Source organism: Sphingomonas azotifigens NBRC 15497 (assembly GCF_002091475.1).
Lineage (GTDB): Bacteria > Pseudomonadota > Alphaproteobacteria > Sphingomonadales > Sphingomonadaceae > Sphingomonas > Sphingomonas azotifigens.
The window spans coordinates 16,530-34,623 of sequence record NZ_BCTR01000004.1 but is presented as its reverse complement, the minus strand read 5'-3'; the positions used below and the strand labels follow the sequence as shown (position 1 = coordinate 34,623).

At 67.1% G+C, this 18,094-nt stretch carries 16 protein-coding genes; 7 read left to right on the top strand and 9 right to left on the bottom strand.

The annotated features are described in order from the left end of the window. The first annotated feature begins 46 nt into the window (after positions 1-46). On the top strand, positions 47-1,186 hold the full coding sequence (locus SAZ01S_RS02335; RefSeq protein WP_084579674.1) for a cellulase family glycosylhydrolase: 1,140 nt from the start codon (positions 47-49) through the stop codon (positions 1,184-1,186). Between the two features lie 61 nt (positions 1,187-1,247). On the opposite strand, the gene glf is transcribed toward SAZ01S_RS02335, so the two are convergent. Together glf and SAZ01S_RS02325 are read right to left on the bottom strand one after the other, a co-directional pair. Continuing rightward, complete coding sequence (gene glf, locus SAZ01S_RS02330) at positions 1,248-3,452, bottom strand: UDP-galactopyranose mutase (protein WP_084579770.1); 2,205 nt, start codon at positions 3,450-3,452, stop codon at positions 1,248-1,250. A gap of 275 nt (positions 3,453-3,727) precedes the next feature. Then, a complete protein-coding gene (locus tag SAZ01S_RS02325) occupies positions 3,728-4,426 on the bottom strand; it encodes a pirin family protein (protein ID WP_084579672.1) in 699 nt (232 codons plus the stop codon). Between the two features lie 119 nt (positions 4,427-4,545). Between SAZ01S_RS02325 and SAZ01S_RS02320 the strand changes: the two genes are divergently transcribed. Then, positions 4,546-5,475 (top strand): LysR family transcriptional regulator, encoded by a 930-nt coding sequence (locus SAZ01S_RS02320; protein ID WP_084579670.1) that lies wholly within the window; start codon positions 4,546-4,548, stop codon positions 5,473-5,475. Between the two features lie 43 nt (positions 5,476-5,518). Here SAZ01S_RS02320 and SAZ01S_RS02315 read toward each other — a convergent pair whose 3' ends face one another. From SAZ01S_RS02315 to SAZ01S_RS02290, 6 genes are all read right to left on the bottom strand, one after another. Continuing rightward, on the bottom strand, positions 5,519-5,884 hold the full coding sequence (locus SAZ01S_RS02315; protein WP_084579768.1) for a nuclear transport factor 2 family protein: 366 nt from the start codon (positions 5,882-5,884) through the stop codon (positions 5,519-5,521). Between the two features lie 176 nt (positions 5,885-6,060). Then, positions 6,061-6,768, bottom strand: a complete 708-nt coding sequence (locus SAZ01S_RS02310; RefSeq protein WP_245824519.1) for a PEPxxWA-CTERM sorting domain-containing protein — start codon at positions 6,766-6,768, stop codon at positions 6,061-6,063. 263 nt (positions 6,769-7,031) lie between these two features. Continuing rightward, the gene (locus SAZ01S_RS02305) at positions 7,032-7,844 is read right to left on the bottom strand and encodes a transporter (RefSeq protein ID WP_084579668.1); all 813 of its coding nucleotides are present in this window, start codon (positions 7,842-7,844) and stop codon (positions 7,032-7,034) included. A gap of 72 nt (positions 7,845-7,916) precedes the next feature. After that, positions 7,917-8,399 carry an OsmC family protein gene (locus tag SAZ01S_RS02300; RefSeq protein WP_084579666.1) on the bottom strand — a complete coding sequence of 161 codons (483 nt, stop codon included), beginning with the start codon at positions 8,397-8,399 and terminating at the stop codon, positions 7,917-7,919. After that, a complete protein-coding gene (locus SAZ01S_RS02295) occupies positions 8,396-8,791 on the bottom strand; it encodes an OsmC family protein (RefSeq protein WP_084579664.1) in 396 nt (131 codons plus the stop codon). The genes SAZ01S_RS02300 and SAZ01S_RS02295 overlap by 4 nt, the downstream gene beginning before the upstream one ends. Before the next feature lie 12 nt (positions 8,792-8,803). Beyond that, positions 8,804-9,118 carry a hypothetical protein gene (locus SAZ01S_RS02290; RefSeq protein ID WP_139809904.1) on the bottom strand — a complete coding sequence of 105 codons (315 nt, stop codon included), beginning with the start codon at positions 9,116-9,118 and terminating at the stop codon, positions 8,804-8,806. Positions 9,119-9,335: 217 nt separating this feature from the next. On the opposite strand from SAZ01S_RS02290, the gene SAZ01S_RS02285 reads away from it, so the two are divergent. The 3 genes from SAZ01S_RS02285 (at position 9,336) to SAZ01S_RS02275 (ending at position 11,548) form a co-directional block, all read left to right on the top strand. Next, on the top strand, positions 9,336-9,755 hold the full coding sequence (locus SAZ01S_RS02285; protein WP_084579660.1) for a DoxX family protein: 420 nt from the start codon (positions 9,336-9,338) through the stop codon (positions 9,753-9,755). A 120-nt stretch (positions 9,756-9,875) separates the two neighbouring features. Continuing rightward, positions 9,876-10,184 carry a UBP-type zinc finger domain-containing protein gene (locus SAZ01S_RS02280; RefSeq protein WP_084579658.1) on the top strand — a complete coding sequence of 103 codons (309 nt, stop codon included), beginning with the start codon at positions 9,876-9,878 and terminating at the stop codon, positions 10,182-10,184. A 68-nt stretch (positions 10,185-10,252) separates the two neighbouring features. Continuing rightward, complete coding sequence (locus SAZ01S_RS02275) at positions 10,253-11,548, top strand: MFS transporter (RefSeq protein ID WP_084579656.1); 1,296 nt, start codon at positions 10,253-10,255, stop codon at positions 11,546-11,548. 22 nt (positions 11,549-11,570) lie between these two features. Here the strand turns inward: SAZ01S_RS02275 and SAZ01S_RS02270 are convergent, their stop codons facing one another. Further along, positions 11,571-13,823: a glycoside hydrolase family 3 N-terminal domain-containing protein gene (locus tag SAZ01S_RS02270; RefSeq protein WP_174596079.1), complete on the bottom strand. Its 2,253-nt coding sequence runs from the start codon at positions 13,821-13,823 to the stop codon at positions 11,571-11,573. A gap of 191 nt (positions 13,824-14,014) precedes the next feature. On the opposite strand from SAZ01S_RS02270, the gene SAZ01S_RS02265 reads away from it, so the two are divergent. Both SAZ01S_RS02265 and SAZ01S_RS02260 read left to right on the top strand, forming a co-directional pair. Beyond that, positions 14,015-15,049 carry a LacI family DNA-binding transcriptional regulator gene (locus SAZ01S_RS02265; RefSeq protein WP_084579652.1) on the top strand — a complete coding sequence of 345 codons (1,035 nt, stop codon included), beginning with the start codon at positions 14,015-14,017 and terminating at the stop codon, positions 15,047-15,049. A 2-nt stretch (positions 15,050-15,051) separates the two neighbouring features. Beyond that, positions 15,052-18,087 carry a TonB-dependent receptor domain-containing protein gene (locus SAZ01S_RS02260; protein WP_245824517.1) on the top strand — a complete coding sequence of 1,012 codons (3,036 nt, stop codon included), beginning with the start codon at positions 15,052-15,054 and terminating at the stop codon, positions 18,085-18,087. The last annotated feature ends 7 nt before the right edge of the window (positions 18,088-18,094 follow it).

The window sequence follows — 18,094 nt, the reverse complement described above, 5'->3', positions numbered from 1 at the left end:
CGTTTATGGGCAAAACCCGGCGATGCCGGCGACGGAGTGTAAGGCGATGGTCGGGCGTTGGACGGATTACCAGGCACGCGCGTGGTATGCGCAGCAGCCCTGGGTGATGGGCTGCAACTTCACGCCGTCGAACGCGATCAACCAGCTCGAAATGTGGCAGGCGGAAACCTTCGACATCGAAGCGATCCGCACCGAGCTGGCGCTGGCCGCCGATGTCGGCATGAATGCGGTGCGGGTGTACCTGCACGACCTGCTCTGGGCCGAGGACCCCAACGGCTTTCTCGACCGCATCGACACGATGCTCGCGGTGGCGGACGGCTATGGCATCCGGGTGATGCTGGTGCTGTTCGACAGCTGCTGGCACCCCGATCCCGCGCTGGGGCCGCAGCCCGCACCCAAGCCGGGCGTGCACAATTCGGGCTGGGTGCAGTCGCCGGGCATCCCTGCGCTGCGCGATCCCGGGCAGCGGCCGCGCCTGGAGGGCTATATCAAGGGCGTGGTCGCCTGCTTCCGCAACGACCGCCGCGTGCTGGCCTGGGACATCTGGAACGAGCCGGACAACGGCCCCGAAGTCTCGCTCTGCGACGCGGGCGAGCTGGGCGCCAAGGCCGATCTGGTCCTGCCGCTGCTCGTCGACGCCTTCGGCTGGGCGCGCGAAGTGGGTCCCGTCCAGCCGCTGACCAGCGGAATCTGGCTTGGCGACTGGTCGTCGCCCGAGCTGCTCACGCCGCTCCAGCAGGCGCAGACCGGCCTGTCGGACGTGATCTCGTTCCATAATTACGGCACCGCCGAGGATTTTGCGCAGCGGATCGACTGGCTCGGCGTGTTCAACCGGCCGATCTGGTGCACCGAGTTCATGGCGCGCCCAGCCGGCAGCACCTTCGAGGCGATCCTGCCGGTTGCGAAGGCCCGCCATGTCGGCGCCTTTTGCTGGGGCCTGGTCCGCGGCAAGACGCAGACCCACCTGCCCTGGGCGGCCTGGGAAAACCCGAATTTGGCGGGGCTCAAGGACAAGTGGTTCCATGACATCTTTGACGTCGGCGGCATCCCCTATGACGATACCGAGGTCGAATTCCTCCGCTTGCTGAGAACGCTCGACGACAAGGCGCCGCGCTGGCCGATCATCGAGGTGGAAGCGGGGAAAGATGGTCCCGCTCCGGGCGAGGACGCTGCAAAGGCGGCATAACGCACCAAACGCACCCCCCGCCTTCCCCCCTTCCCGCCTGCGGAAGGGGGATTAAGAGCGATCACTCCGCCAGCGCCGTGGCCACCGCCGGCGCAACCGCGCGCTCCTCGGCAATGTGGCGGCGGTAGGTTGCGAGCGCCTGCCCGACGACCTGGTCCATGTTGTAATAGCGATAGGTCGCTAGCCGCCCGACGAACAGCACGCCCTCGGTCGCCTCGGCCAGCGCCTCATACTGCTTGAACAGCGCCTGATTCTCCGGGCGGGGGATCGGATAGTATGGGTCGCCCTCAGCGCTCGGATATTCAAAGGTCAGACTGGTGTTCGGCGCCTGCTGCCCGGTGAGGTGCTTGTATTCGGTCACCCGCGTGTACGGCACCGTCTCGTCCGGATAATTCACCACCGCCACCGGCTGAGCCCATTCGCGATCCTGATGGACATGCTCGAACCGCAGCGACCGGTAGGGCAGCCTACCGAAGCGGAAGTCGAAATATTCGTCGATCGGCCCGGTATAGACGATCTGGTCGAAGCTGAACCGGCGCTTCGCCTCCTCGAAGGTCACGCCCAGTTCGAGATCGATGTTCGGATGATCCAGCATTTTCGCGAACATCGCGGTGAAGCCGTCGCGCGGCATCGCCTGGAAGCGATCGGTAAAGTAGCGATCGTCGGTGTTGGTCCGGGTCGGCACGCGCGCGGTGACGCTCTTGTCGAGCTCGGATGGATCGATCCCCCATTGCTTGCGCGTATAGCCCTGGAAGAAGGTCTCGTAGAGTTCGCGCCCCACCGCCGAGATCACCACATCCTCGGAACTGCGGATCACCGTGACCGGCTCGGCGCGCGCGGCGAGGAATGCGGCGGCTTCCGCCTCGGTCTCCAGCGACAAGCCGAACAGCGCGTTCAGCGTCGTGCGGTTGATCGGGATCGGCACCAGCTGCCCGCGCACCTCGGCGAGCACGCGGTGCTCGTAGGGCCGCCATTCGGTGAATCGCGACAGATAATCGAAGATATCCGCGCTGTTGGTATGGAAGATGTGCGGGCCATACTGGTGGATCAGGATGCCCGCTTCGTCCCGGTGATCGAAAGCATTGCCGGCGATGTGCGGCCGCTTGTCGATCACGAGCACGCGCTTGCCGGCATCGGCCGCCAGCCGTTCGGCCATCACCGCGCCCCCGAAACCTGCGCCGACCACCAGATAGTCATAGTGCGTGCTGCGCACCGGCTTGAGCAGGGGCTGGTCGGGTTCGGCGATCTGCAGGATCAGCCGCTGCATGCGCGCCGCGACCTGGTCCCAGCTCTGCTCGGCGAGCAGGGTGTCCGCCTCGATACGCCAGGCATCCCCCGTTTTGCGCAATGCCAGCGCCTGATCGCAGGCATCGATGAAGCTCGCCGCGTCGTCGGCCACGAATACCCCGGCGATGTCGCCATAGTTGCGGACGACGTCGACGACCGGGGTCGAGACCACCGGCAGGCCGGCGGCGAGATATTCCGGCGTCTTGGTCGGGCTGATGAAGCGCGTCGCCTCGTTGATCGCGAACGGCATCAGCGCCACGTCCCAGCCGCCGGCATAGCGCGGCAGCTCGGCATATCCCTTCGCGCCCAGCCAAGCGATGTTCGGCCGCTGCGGCAGTTCCGCCGGGTCGATCTTCACCACCGGGCCGAGCATCACGATTGTCCAGTCGGGTCGGGCATCGGCCAGCGCGGCGATCAGGCCGAGATCCATCCGCTCGTCGATGACGCCGTAAAAGCCCAGTCGCGGACGCGGCAGCCCGGCCTGGTCCGGCGCGTCCGGTCCCGCCACCCTGCCCTGTGCGAAGTGCGCCGCATCGACACTGGACGGGAACGCATGCACCGATCGATGGCTGTCGCGCTTGGCTTCGTACAAGCTGTACCCGCCGGTGAAGACGAGATCGGCCAGGCCGAACAATTCCTGCTCCAGCGGCATCAGGTCGGGCGGGGCGAAGCGGAAATTCTTCAGTTCGTCCATGCAGTCATAGACGGTGCACGCCGCGCCCAGATGCCGGGAAAAGGGCAGCATCATCGGCGTGTAATACCAGCGGATCAGCCGCTCGCCGACGCCCGCGACATGATCGTCAAGCAGTGCCCGCAGCGCTGCGATGCGCGTATCGCCTGCCAGGTTTCCGGGCAGATGCGGCACCGCCACGGTGATGCCCGCACCCGCTTCGCGCAGTTCCAGCCAGGGGGTGGGGCTGTCGTCGTCGATCGGCTCCTCCCAGAACAGCACGTCCATGTTGCGCGCGAAGCGGGTCATGAGATGCTGTGGTCGCTGAAAGACGAAGTTCCAGCGAAGGTGCGAAAAGCAGATCAGCGCGAAGTTGCTGGTCGAACGGGCATTGGCGGCAAGGATGGTCAAGGACGGTTTCCCTGTTACGATCAACAGGAAGAACCCCCGCTAGCTTCGCACCGTTCCCGAGCCGCGACAGATTTCTTTTTAAATCAGCATGATACAAGTTAACGCATGCCTGCAGGATTTAAGCATCGAAAGAACGGGTGGCATTCTCTGCCGCCCGTTCCCTCACCGCGATGTCAGGCCGCGTCGACCATCACGATCTCGCTGTCTTCGATCGCGGTGACCTTCAGCACCTCGACATCCTTGATCGCCGCGCCGTCGCGGGCGTTCACCCGCACGCCGTCGATCTCCACCGCACCGGTGGCCGGCACCAGATAGGCGCGGCGGTCGCTGCCCAGCGTGTATTCCGCGGTCTTGCCCGCGCGCAGGGTAGCGCCCACGACCCGGGCATCGGTGCGGATCGGCAGCGCGTCGCCGTCGCCGTCGAAGCCGCTCGCCAGCACCACGAACTGGCCGGCGCGATCGGTCTTCGGGAAGGGGCGCGTGCCCCAGCTCGGCTTCTCGCCGCCACGGGTCGGCTGGATCCAGATCTGGAAGATGCGGGTGGTCTCGTCCTCGCGGTTATATTCGGAGTGCGCGATGCCCGTGCCTGCCGACATCACCTGCACATCGCCGGCAACGGTGCGGCCGTGATTGCCCAGATTGTCCTGGTGGGTGATCGCGCCGTCGCGAACATAGGTGATGATTTCCATGTCGCGATGCGGATGCGGCGGGAAGCCGGTCTGCGGCGCGATCGTGTCGTCGTTCCACACGCGCAGATTGCCCCAGCTGGTGCGGGCCGGATCATAATAGTTGGCGAAAGAGAAATGGTGCTTGGCGTCGAGCCAGCCATGGTTGGCGCCGCCGAGGCTGGAAAAGGGGCGAAGTTCGATCATTGTGGGTCTCCCTTGGGGGTGCGCCGGGCCGCGGCGCCGTTTCGATGACCCGGATATAGGCGGGCTCGACTTCTCCAATCAGTCAGATAAGTTGCGCCAAAACGTTCCAGGAAATCGAAATGTCAAACCCGGGCACGCCCACCTTCGACCAGTTGCGCATCTTCCTCGCCGTGGTGGACAGCGGCAGCTTTGCGGGTGCCGGGCGACAGCTGAACCGCGCTGTTTCGGTGATCAGCTACGGCATCGCCAATCTCGAAGCGCAATTGGGCGTGCTGCTGTTCGATCGCGAGGGCACCAAGAAGCCGCGCCTTACCACTGCCGGCGAGGCGGTGCTGGCCGAGGCGCGGACGGTGGCGCAGGGCATCGACGGGCTCCGCGCCAAGGTGAAGGGGCTGCTCGACGGGCTGGAAGCGGAGGTGCACCTGGCCGTCGACGTGATGCTGCCCACCCGCCGGCTGGGCGAGGTGCTACGCGCCTTCCGGGCCGAATTCCCGACCGTGACGATGCGGCTGCACGTCGAGGCGCTGGGCGCGATCACCAGCCTTGTGCTGGAGGGCAAGGCGGTGCTCGGCATTTCCGGACCGCTCGCTGCCGGCGTCAACGGGATCGAAGGCGAGACGGCCGGATCGGTGGCGATGGTGCCGGTGGCGGCGCCCGACCATCCGCTCGGCCGGATGGACCCCATCCCGCCCGGGGCCGGGCGTGACTATGTTCAGCTGGTACTCTCCGACCGCTCGCCGTTCACCGCCGGTCGCGACTTCGCGGTGATGAGCCCGCGGACCTGGCGGCTCGCCGACCTCGGCGCCAAGCACGCACTGCTGCGCGAAGGCATCGGCTGGGGCAACATGCCGCTGCCGCTGATTGAGCCGGACCTGGTCGCCGGCACGCTGGTGCGGCTGGCGATGCCCGAGAGCCCCGGGGGGATGTATCGCTTCAGCGCGATCTGGCGCCGCGACGCGCCCCCCGGCCCCGCGGCATCGTGGCTGCGGGCCCGGTTCGTGGAAGTGGGGCGCGAGGATGTGGATCTGCCCGGGCTGGGCGAAGCCTGAGAAAGTCGCCCCCTCCAGGCCCGAGGCGCCGAGGTGCAGTCGCTCAGTCCGCGGGGTTGAAGAAGAAATAGTGCTCGATCAGCTTGCCGTCCTGTGCACGGGCGACATCGACGCCGCTCACCAGAACCTCGCCCGGCGGGCCACCCTTCCACCGCGCGGTCGCGACACCGTGATGGCCGAGGCCGGGCCCGTCGATCGCGAAGCGGAAGCCGGCCGGCATGTCGGCCAGCACGCCCGCCACGACCGCAGAGATCGCCGCATGCCCGGTCACCGCGCGCGCGGGCTCGAAGATAATGGCTTCCGGATGATAGAGTTCGCCGATCGCTACCAGCCGGGCAGCGTCGTCGCGCTCGTTCCAGACCCGCTCGATGCTCGCGTGCAGCAGTGCAACTTCCGGAAGTTCGGACATGAAGTTCCCCCACGCCATTGGATCGATACGGGCTTTGGGCAGCGAACCGACCGCCCTCTTCCGGCAGCAAACCATCTCGACGGCGCGTCGTCGCGATCGATCCCGAAAGTACAACAGTCAAAACCCGGTGCACAATGGGTCCAAGAAGGCCCAGGCCCCGACGGGCCTGGACTTGCTCAGGCGATAGCGACCACGCGCGCGCCGGCCCTGCGGCGACGAAGTGCACCGCCCGCGACGCCGACGCCCAGGATCAACATGCCCCAGGCCGTGGGTTCGGGAACGGAGGAGGCGGAAATGCCGCCGACATAATCGAGAACGTTAACGCCGTCTGTGAAGCCCGCCCCATAGCTCAGCCCGCCCAGATCCCCGTTGCTCCAGAAATTGACCGCAACATTGCTCGAGGTCGTGAAGACCAGCCCGTAAATGTCGAGGAACCCGCCCCCGAACGGATAATCGGTGGCTGCCGGCGGCGAACCTTCCGGATAGAAGAGATTATCGTAGGAAAAGCCGGGCGCGACCTTGCCGCCCGGTCCGGGCACACCATTGGCGACGATGTAATGGCCGAAACTCGCCGGCGCGAGCAAGTTGCCCGGTTCGGGATTGCTCGGGTCGCTCGCGACCACGCCGGTGATCTTCGTCGTCAGCCCGATCGTGCTGTTCACCAGATATCCCGTCGCATTGGTGACGACGTACGATCCGATGGGATCATAGATGTTGGGCGAGGTGCCGAGCGGTCCGCCGGCACGCGGATTTGACGCGTAGGTGAGCGCCACCGTTCCGTGAACGTTCGGGCCGACAAAGTTGAACATGTACACCGCCGCCTGCGACGGAACGCTGAGTACCACGGCAGCTATCGATGCAAACAGCGCGACTGCAGCTTTCATGACGATCCCCCCTATGTGTGAATCTAATCATTCTACCGATCGCAGTACGGCGATCGTCCTACTAAACGCTACCGACGCCAGGAGCCGCCCCGTAGACAAGAAGGACGCTTCGACTCCGCGCGCAGGGCAACCAACCACAAACGATTGCCCAATTAACCATGATGTAGATAGCATTTCTGTGCCGGCATCAAGTCAAATATGTGCATTTGAAATACGGCACTTCGCGCGACGGTTGAAGACCGCGCCCAAAGGCATCCAGAATGCTAAAACAGGATTGCCCCGCCCGTCACCAGTCGGAAGTCCGGGGTGTTGTGGTTCAGCCCCGCTACCGCCAGCACGTCCAGCTGCAGTACCTTGGTCGGCCGCCACGCGGTCGACAGCGCCGCCAGCGCGTGGGTCTCGTGCCCCTCCGGATCCTGGTCGCGCTCCAGCGAGAATTCGGCGGTGGCGGATACCTTCTCGCTGAACTTGTAGCGCAGGCTGGTGATGCCGCTGTACGCAAAATGCCGCCCGGCACCGCTCTGGTTGGCCGCGGCATCGGCCTCGCCAGTGAAGGCGATGGCGACCTTGTCGGTCAGGTTATACTGCACCGGCACGACCACCCCGGCGCCCCAGGTGCCGTCGCCGACCGGGTATTTGCCGGTGGGCGCGGTCACAAACGCCTCGATACCGGCGGAAAAGGGTTTGCCCTTCTCGCCCGCCAGATGCTGGCGAACGGCGAAGCGCAGGTCGCCCGTGCCGCGGATCGTATCGATCGCGCCCGTCTCCTTGTCGCGCGTGCGATCCTGACCATAGGCGGTCCAGCCCAGTTGCACTTCCGTCTTCGACGCCACGCCGACCCGCACCAGCAGGTCGGCCGCGACGATGCGGTCCTCGCGCTGGTCGGCCTGGTCGTCGCGCTCCCAGTCGAGGAACGAGGCTTCGACATGCACCCGCCCCGGCTCGGTCGTGCAGCTCGATCCGCCGATGCTCGGCCGAGTCGGGCAGAAGCGCGGATCGTCGTCATCGGCCAGCGCTGATCCCGCAGCAAGCAGCGCCGCCGCCATCGCCCCTGCCTTGAACGCTGTTCGCCGCATATGTCCCCCTGTTCGCTATGAGGGCCAAACGAGGCGTGTTACAAAATGTTTCAGCAGCCGACGTGCGGGCCGTCAGCTGTCGCGGATCGCGTGCTCCAGATCGGCGGCATGGGCGGCGGCAGGCTCGGTCGGCGCGGCCGCATCGGCGAGTTCGGTCTCGACGCGAGCGCCGCCGGTGAGCGTGCGGTGCACCGGGCAGCGATCGGCGATCTCCAGCAGCCGTGCACGCTGCGTGGCATCGAGGTCGCCCTCGATCTCGATCCGCCGCGTGAACAGATCCGCCGGCACCACGCCCGCCTGGCGCTGGTGCCCGGCCAGCGTGCGGATGCCGGTGACCGGCCAGCCCTTTTGCAGCGCATAGACGCGCAAGGTCATTGTCGTGCAGGCGGCAAGCGCCGACGCAAGCATCTGGTACGGGGTCGGGCCCGTACCCATGCCACCGACCGACACCGGCTCGTCGAGCATCAGCGCCACCCCGGCGACCTGTACCGCGACCTGGAACTTCCCGGCGCCGGTATCGCGCGCGATCGCGTCCAGGGCCACGTCCATGCTCATGCCGTCTGCTCCGCCAGGTGCGTTTCGATGGCGATACCCTGCTTCAGCGTCAGCGTCACCGGGGTACGCTCGGCGATCTCCGCCAGGCGGGCGCGGCCTGCTTCGTCAGGACCGGCGATCGTAAGCGTGCGCTTGATGTGGCGCGCCTCGGGCGTGCCGAGGACCCGGAGGTCGATGTCGAGTGACTCGATCCGCCAGCCCTTGCGATCGGCATACATGCGCAGCGTCATCGCAGTGCAGGCGCCGAGCGCGGCCAGCAGCAGCTCATAGGGCGCCGGGCCGGCATCGCGACCGCCATTGCTCGGCGGTTCGTCAGCGAGGATCGGATGGGTGCCGGCCTGGATCTGCGTTTCCATGGTCTCGGGCCCGATATGGGCGGTGGCGTGCAGCATGCGGGTAGCTCCTCAGATTGCCAGCAGCGCGATCGCTTCGACCTGCGCGGGGTTGAAACCATGGTCGACGAGCACCGCAGCCAGGTCCGCCGCAGGCTTGCGCTGGCGCCGGGTCGTGCAGACGAACTGGCGAATCGCCTCCAGCCGCGGATTGGCAAGCGGGGTAGGGCGGCGCGAACCAAACAGCGCCTCCGCTACACGCCCCAGCAATGACGGCCGCTCGGTTGCCGGCACCGCGGTGCAGCCGCAGGCGGCCGCGTCCTGGAATGCCACGGAAACCGCTGCCCATTCGGTCTGGCTTAGTTCGGGTGCTGCTAGACGATCCATCGAAACCTCCTGTGTTGCCCCCTTGCTAGCCGGGCCCTGCCGTTCCGATCAGCCGGATAGTTTCAGCGCTTCTGTTCGACAAATTCGAAAAGCCATCTTTTCGATATAGTCGAACGTATGGGACGAATTTATTCCAGTTTTCGTCTCATCTCGGCGCGACCATTTTCCGGTCACCAGGCGAGGCAGATTGGTCCCCGCCGCATTTCGGAGACACATCATGGCTACCGCACCCTTTCCCACCACCGCCACCCCTACCAACGTTCAGTCGGCCCTGCCGCTGGTCGGCCGCATCGGCATCGCGGCGATCTTCCTGCTCAGCGGCCTGTCGAAGCTCGCCGCACCGGCAGCGACGATCGGCTATATCGCGTCGTCGGGCCTGCCCCTGCCGCAGCTCGGTTTTGCGATCGCGCTGCTCGTCGAACTCGGCGGCAGCATCGCGCTGATCCTCGGCTATCGCACCCGCATCGTCGCCGCGATTCTGGCGGTCTTCTCGGTCGCGACCGCGCTCGCCTTCCATTCGGCGCTGGGGGACCAGAACCAGTTCATCCATTTCTTCAAGAACATCGCGATGGCCGGCGGCCTGCTGCAGGTCGTGGCGTTCGGCGCCGGCGGCTGGAGCCTTGACGCTCGCCGCTGATCACGGCCCATCGGTCGACAAAGGGGCCGCGCCGTTGGTGCGGCCCCTTTTGGCATCCCCATCCATCGTACAGGCGATCCGCGGCGCCGGCTCGGCTAGACCGGCGTCGAGGAGATCGCGATGACTCGCTGCACGCACATGAATTCGGAGACGGTCCGGGAGGTTACGCCGAGCGCCAAGGGCTGCGAGGAGTGCCTGAAGACCGGCAGCTGGTGGGTGCACCTGCGGCTGTGCCGCGAATGCGGCCATGTCGGCTGTTGCGACCAGTCGCCCAACGCCCATGCCACCGCGCATTTTCGCGAAACCGGCCACCCGATCATGGAAGGCTATGACCCGCCCGAAGGCTGGGGCTGGTGCTATGCCGACGGCATCGAGGTCGACCTGCCGGACCAGACGCCGCAACTGGGGCCGATCCCGCGCTTCTTCTGAACGCGACGCGTGGACAGGCGGCCGTCGTGCGCTAAGACGGCCGCGATGCGCGTGTTCCCGCTGCCGCGATGAGCGAGCCCCCTTCCCCGGCCCCCCGCGCGGCGTTGCTGCTGTTCGGCGCGGGCGATTTCGCGTTCAATCTCTATTGGCAGGCGGTCAATCTCTACCTGCTGTTCTTCTATATCGACACGCTTCGGCTCGCGCCCGCGCTCGCCGGCACGCTGTTCCTGCTCGGCGCGGCCTGGGACGGGGTGGCGGATTTCATCGCCGGCGTAGTCGCCGAGCGGATGCGGCGGCCCTATCGCGTGCTGATCGGCTGGGGCGCGCTGCCGCTTGGCCTCGCCTTTGTCGCGATGTTCGCGGTGCCCGCAGGTGCCTGGGCACCGGCGCTGGCCGCGCAGCTGGGCTTCCGCACGCTCTACGCCTTCACCAACATCCCCTATTCGGCCTGGACGACGCGGCTCGCCGGCACCAGCGCCGAGCGGTCGCTGGTCGCAGGCCTGCGGATGATCTTCGGCGCGGTCGCGGCGACGCTGGTGGCCGGCACTCTTCCCCGCCTGGTGACACTGCTGGACAGCTATGCCGCCGCGAGCGCGCTGCTGGCGGCGCTCGGCGTGCCGCTGCTGCTCGCGATCGCGTGGCGCGTGCCCGAACGCCGACCGACGGTGGAGGTAGCGGCCCGCCCACGGATCGTCCCCGCGCTGGCGCTGCTCGCGCGCAACCGTGCGTTCGTCGCGCTCAACCTCGCCGCGGCAGCGGGCGCAGCCGCGGCGGCACTCACCACCCAGTCGGTGCTCTACTATTTCCGCTACGTCCTGGTCGACGCACCCGCGGGACCGCAGGCGCTCGCGGCGATGGCCTTTGCCAGCCTGGTCGCGACGCCGCTCTGGACGATGGCTGCGCGGCGGGCCGGCGCAAGGGCCGCATGGCTTGTCGCCTGTGCGCTCGCGCTGGCGCTGCCTGCCGGGTTTGTCCTGCTGCCGGCACCAGGGGTACCGGCGGCGACGGTCTTCCTGCTCGGCATGCAGATCGCCTTCGCCGGGTTCGGGCTCGCCGCCTGGACGCTGCTGCCCGACAGCGTCGATTGGGGCGCGGCGCGCAACGGCGTCCGGGTGGAGGCGATCGCCTTCGGCACCTTCGCGCTCGCCCAGAAGGCAGCGCTGGCCGCCGCCGGGTTCGCGATCGGCGCGATCTACCAGGCGAGCGGCTTCGTCGCGGGGGCGCCGCAGGGAACGGCGAGCCTGGAAGCGATCCGCTGGCTGATGCTGGCGGGCCCTGCCCTGCTGCTGCTCGCAGCCTTGGCGGCGGTACTGGCGCTACCGCTGCGGCGCCACACGCTGGCGCGCCTGGCGGCGGGCGAATAGCCGCGCCGCCAAGCCGTAGCGATCACACCAGCTCGAAGCTGCCCGACACACCCTCCGCCTCCGCCGACGGCGCGATCCAGAGCTGGAACTTGCCCGGCTCCACCGTCGGCTTCAGCGCCTGGCCGATGAACAGCAGGTCGGCGCGCGTCAGGGTGAACGCCACCCGCTGCCGATCGCCGGGTTTGAGCGCGACTCGGCGAAACGCCTTGAGCTCCCGCACCGGCCGGGTGACGCTGGCGGCAACGTCGCGGATGTAGAGCTGGACCACTTCCTCGGCCGCCCGCGACCCGCGATTGGCGATCGTAGCCGATACGGTCAGCTTGCCATCCGCGGTCAGCTGCCCGCCGCCCAGATCGAGGTCGCTATACGCGATCTCGCCATAGGTGAGGCCGTGGCCGAACGGGAACAGCGCCTGGTTCGGGAATTCGCGATAGTGCGTCTTGTATTCCTGCGGCGGCCCCGCCGGGTTGGGACGGCCGGTCGGCTTGTGGTCATAGTGATAGGGCTCCTGCCCCGTCGCCTGCGGGAAGGAGACCGGCAGTCGGGCCGAGGGGCTCACCACGCCGAACAGCACGTCGGCGATCGCCGGACCGTCCTGCGAACCGAGGAACCAGGTGACCAGGATCGCCGGCGCCTTGAGCACCGCCCCCTCCAGCGCGAGCGCGCGGCCGTTGCGGAGCAGCACCACCACCGGCTTGCCGGTCGCCGCAACCGCCTCGGCCAGTGCCATCTGCGCCGGCGGCACGACGATGGCGGCGCGCGACTGCGCCTCGCCCGACATGCGGGCATGCTCGCCGATCGCGAGCACGACGACGTCGGCGGCGCGGGCGGCGGCCACCGCCGCCTCGATCCCACCCGCGATCGGCCCGTCGAGCCCGGCGCCTTCGGTGACGCTCACCAATGACGGATCCTGGACCAGCGCCTTGACGCCTGTCGCCAAATCCACCGCCTCGGCATCGGTGCCATAGACGTTCCAGGTGCCGATCAGATCGTGCAAGCCGCTGGCGAACGGGCCGATCAGCGCGATCTTCTTGCCCGCACGCGGCAGCGGAAGCAGCTGCCCCTCGTTCTTGAGCATCACGATCGAGCGCGATCCTGCCTCGCGGGCCAGTGCGAGGTGCTCGCGGGTCCGCACCCGCGCCTTCTCCCGCGCCGGATCAATGCGGCGGAACGGATCGTCGAACAGCCCGAGCTGCACCTTGAGCGCCAGCACCCGCCGCACCGCCTCGTCGAGCCGCGCCATCGGCACCTCGCCCTTGGCGACTAGGTCCGGCAGGTGCTTGATGTAGAAGCCGCTCTGCATGCTCATGTCGACGCCGGCCATGAAGGCGAGCCTGGTCGCCTCGCGTGCGTCGGCCGCGAAGCCGTGGGCGATCAGTTCCTCGTCTGCGGTATAGTCCGAGACGACCAGGCCCTCGAAGCCCCATTCGCGGCGTAGGACTTCGGTGAGCAGCCATTCGTTGGCGGTGGCCGGGATACCCGACAGCTCGTTGAACGACGCCATTACCGTCGGCGCACCCGACGCCAGCGCCGCCTGGAACGGCGGGAAATAGATCTCACGCAGCGTCCGCTCGGAAATGTCGACAGTGTTATAATCGAGGCCGGCTTCCACTGCGCCATAGGCGGCGAAATGCTTGGCGCAGGCGGCGACCGCGTCCGCCGCTTCGAGGCCCCTGGCGCCCTGGAAGCCGCGCACCCGCGCCGCCGCGATCAGCTTGCCGAGCAGCACGTCCTCGCCCGCACCCTCGACGCTGCGGCCCCAGCGCGCGTCGCGGGTGATGTCGACCATGGGCGCGAAGGTCCAGTCGATGCCCGCAGCGGCGGCCTCCACCGCCGCGACGCGCGCGGTGCGCTCGGCAAGATCGGGATCGAAGCTTGCCGCCTCGCCCATCGGCACCGGGAAGACGGTGCGGAAGCCGTGGATCACGTCGGCGGCGAACAGCAACGGGATCCTGAGGCGCGACTCGCGCATCGCTACGGTTTGCATCCGCTGCGCCATCGCTGCGCCGTTGCCGTTGAACACGCCGGTCAGGCGCCCGGTGCGGACCTCGGCAAGCTGGCCCTCGAAATTCGAGGATGCGCCGGCGGGGTTGAGCGTCACCGCCGCCCCGCCCGACCAGGCAGCAGCCATCAGGGTGAGCTGCCCGGCCTTCTCCTCGACGGTCATCTTGGCGAGCAGCGACTCGACCGCGGCAGGCAGTTTCCGCGTCGCTGCTTCGCGCAGCATTGCCCGAGCCGGGCTTGTCGCCCAGGCGGCCGCGGCGCCTACGCCCATCACTACCGCCCGCCTCGAAATATGGCCGTCTTTCACGCGTTTCCTCCCTTGGCACGACCGCGTTTAGGCCGCCGCATCATCAATCTTGCAAGCTGCTATTGCTTCATGTAACCGGTTACATCAAGAGCTTCGGGCCGCCACCTGCAAACGAGCGGCCGCAAACGAGAACCTGGAGGGGAAGAGACCACGCCATGCCGAACGCCACGATCCGTGATGTCGCACGTGAAGCGTCGGTGTCGGTCGCGTCGGTGTCGCGGGCGCTGAACGGCGCCACCAACATCCGCCCGGAACTCCGCGACCATATCCGCGACGTCGCCAATCGGCTCGGCTATGTGCCCCATGCCGGCGCGCGCAATCTCAGCCTGGCCCGCTCCTCGACGATCGGCGTGGTCGTCCCCGATCTGCATGGCGAGTTCTTCTCCGAACTGCTGCGCGGCATGGACCGCCAGGCCTCGGAGCTGGGCCTGCACCTGCTGCTGATGGTGATGCACGGCGAAGCCGATCGCGGCGTCACGGCGCTCCATGCGATGCGGGGCCGTGTCGACGGGCTGGTAGTGATGGCGCCGCAGATCACCTCGGACGAGCTGTTCGCACATCTGCCGCGCTCGATGCCGTCGATCCTCGTCAACTGCGCACCGCATGCGGTGGTGCGGCCCGAACTGCGCGTCGACAACGTTGCCGGTGCGGTGGCGATCGTCGAGCATCTCGCCGCGGGTGGCTGCCGCCGCATCGTCCATATCGCCGGCCCGGAAGCGAATATCGACGCGCAGGAGCGTCTGCGCGGCACGCAGGAAGCGTGCGCCCGCCTCGGGCTGGCGTTGCGGGTACTTCAGGGCGACTTCAACGAGGATAGCGGGACCACCGCGGTCGCGACGCTGCAGACCGAGGGCGCCGCCTATGACGCGATCTTCGCCGCCAACGACAACATGGCGGTGGGCGCGCTGATGGCGCTCAAGCGCGCGGGCATCGCGGTGCCCGAGCAGGTCGCGGTGGCGGGGTTCGACAACATCCCGCTCACCCGCCTCATCTCGCCGGCGCTGACCACCGCCAGCATCGACATCGCCGAATTCGGCGCGCGCGCCGTGGTGCGCCTCGCCGGACTGATCGACGGCGCCGCCGACGACCATCTCGAATGGCGCGCGCCGATCGTCATCGCGCGGGAATCGACCCGCCAACCCTCGAATAACACAACAGAAAACCCGATCCGCCGGGGAGATAGAGAGTGACCATGAACAAGCTTGTCTTGCGTTCCGCATTGCTGACGATGACCGTGCTGGGCAGCGGTGCCCTGCTGGCCCCCGCCCCCGCCATCGCCCAGGTCGGCCAGGCCTCGCTGCGCGGCACCATCACCGCGCCGGCCGGCAACCCGGTTATCGACGTGACCGCGATCGAAGTCGCGACCGGCATTCGCCGCAGCGCCACGGTCGGGGCCGACGGGGCCTATAACTTCGCCTCGCTGCGCCCGGGCACCTATCGCCTCGAGATCAAGCTGCAGAATGGCATGCGCAATTCCGACGCATTCACCCTGCGGGTCGGCCAGAACGCCGGGCTCGACCTCGACCTCACGACGTCGAGCGCCCCTGCCGCGGACGCCGGCGCGGCGCCGGACGGCGCGGCCGCCGCACCTGCCGGCGGCGACGAGATCGTCGTCACCGGCAACCGGATCCGCTCGCTCGACGGCGGCCAGGTCGGCATCAACATCACCCAGCGGCTGATCGAGCAGCTGCCGCAGAACAACCGCAACTTCCTCGCCTTCGCCGATCTTGCCCCGGGCGTGCGCTTCGTCGAGGATGCCGACGGCTCGTCGCGCATCCAGGGAGGCGCGCAGAACAGCCGTACCGTCAACGTCTTCATCGATGGCGTGAGCCAGAAGGACTATGTCCTCAAGAATGGCATCACCGGCCAGGACACCTCGGCCGGCAATCCGTTCCCGCAGCTCGCGATCGGCGAGTATCAGGTGCTTTCGTCCAACTATAAGGCCGAGTTCGACCAGGTCAGCTCGGTGGCGATCACCGCGGCGACCAAGTCCGGCACCAACGAGTTCCATGGTGAAGGCTTTATCGACTTCACCAACCAGGACCTCCGCTCGCGCCGCCCGAGCGAGCTGTTCCCGACCAGGACCGACAAGGTCAATTCGGACAACAAGCAGTTCGGCGCCGCGCTGGGCGGCCCGATCGTCAAGGATCGCGCCCACTTCTTCCTGACCTATGAAGGCAAGCGGATCAGCAGCCCGTACGACGTGCGGCCCGACAACGGCATCGCACCGGGCGCGCTGCCATCGCAATATCAGCAGTACTTCGGCAGCTTCTCGCAGCGCTTCAACGAGGACCTGTATTTCGGCAAGATCGACGTCGAGCCGAGCGACAAGGACCTGATCGAGTTCACCGGCAAGTACCGCAAGGAATCGGGCGTCCAGATCCGGACCGGCTTCGCGTCGTCGAGCACCGCAACGCTCAACAAGGTCGAGGAAAAGCGCTTCACCGGCCGCTGGCAGCGCAGCGAGGACAACTGGATCAACGATGCGCGTGTGTCGTACCAGGATACGCGCTGGGCGCCGACGCCGGCGACCAACGGCATCACCACGCTGTTCCAGGCGACCCCGCTGGTGAACGGCAACCGCAGCCGCTTCAACCTGCTGCAATTCGGTGCCGGCGGCAACCAGCAGGACAAGGGACAGAAGGGCTGGACCGTCCAGGACGACTTCACCTGGACCGGCTTTGACGGCCACACCATCAAGGTCGGCGCCAAGGCGAGCTGGATCAAGCTGCGCTCGCTCGAGCAGAACCTGACCAACCCGCTCTACACCTATGACGTAAACGCGTTCAGCCAGACCGGCTTCAACGACGCGGTTCCCTATCGCGTCCAGTTCGGCGCGCCGACCAGTTCGGGCTCGTCGGACGTGCGCTCGAACAACTTCCAGTTCGGCGTCTATGCGCAGGACGACTGGGACGTGACGTCGCGCCTGACGCTCAACCTCGGCCTGCGCTGGGATTATGAGCGGACGCCGTCCTACCTCAATTTCGTGACGACGCAGGAGAACATCACGGCGGTGTCGCCGGCGAACTATCCGAACCTGATCAACGCCGACTACAACATCAACGACTATATCTCGAACGGCCACAACCGGAAGGCGTTCAAGGGCGCATGGCAGCCGCGCCTCGGCTTCACCTATCGCTTCGACGAGGCGGGCCGGTTCGCGATGTTCGGCGGCTATGGCCGCTCCTACGACCGCAACCAGTTCGACTTCCTCCAGCAGGAGCTGAGCCAGGGTGCCTTCCCGACGCGCAGCTTCAACTTCATCGGCGCGGACTCGCAGAACCCGTGCACGCCGTCGACGACCTGCGTCACCTGGAACCCGATCTACCTCACCGCTGCCGGCCGCCAGCAGTTGCTCGCCGGCACGACCGGCGGCGGACGCGAATTCCGCTTCCTCAACAACAATCTGAAGGTCCCCTATTCGGACCAGTTCAGCCTGGGGCTGCGCGGCCGGTTCAACCTGGTCGGGCTCGAGCTCGGCTACACCCACATCACCAGCAAGGACGGCTTCGTCTTCCTGCTGGGCAATCGCCGCAAGGACGGCAGCTTCTTCTTCAACGATCCGACGAGCGCGACCGACACCCCGTCGGCGCCGTTCGGCGATCCGCCCCCGGGCTATGGCGCGATCATTCTCGGCACCAACGGCCTGCGCACGGCATCGGACGCGGTCTATTTCAAGGTGACCAAGACCTATACCCCCGCCTCGCCCTGGAGCATCGACGCCACCTACACCTTCACCGAAGCGAGCGAGAACCGCCAGTTCGGCGAGACCTATTCGCTCGATTACCCGTCGATCAACGACTATCCGACGCTGCGATCCTCGGGCGTGCCGCGGCACCGCTTCGTGGTGGCCGGCAGCGTCGACCTGCCGCTGGGCGTCGCCTTCTCGTCCAAGTTCCAGATCGAATCGGCCGCCTATGAAAAGACGTTCCTCGATCAGGCCAACCCGTTCCAGCGGATCCTGGTCGGGCGCTTCACCGACGGCGTGGGCGGCGGCTGGGGCCGGCGCCAGCTCGACGTCGCGCTGACCAAGTACGTGCCGATCCACTTCATCAGCGACCAGACCCGGCTGCGCTTCCGCGTCGACGTGCTGAACGTGTTCGACGACTGGAACTTCGTCGACTTCAACAACAACGCGGGCTCGTCCGATTGGGGTCGCCAGGTCGGCTACAGCATCGGCGGCAATCCGCCGCGCACGGTGAAGCTGTCGGTCGGCTATTCCTTCTGATCCCTCC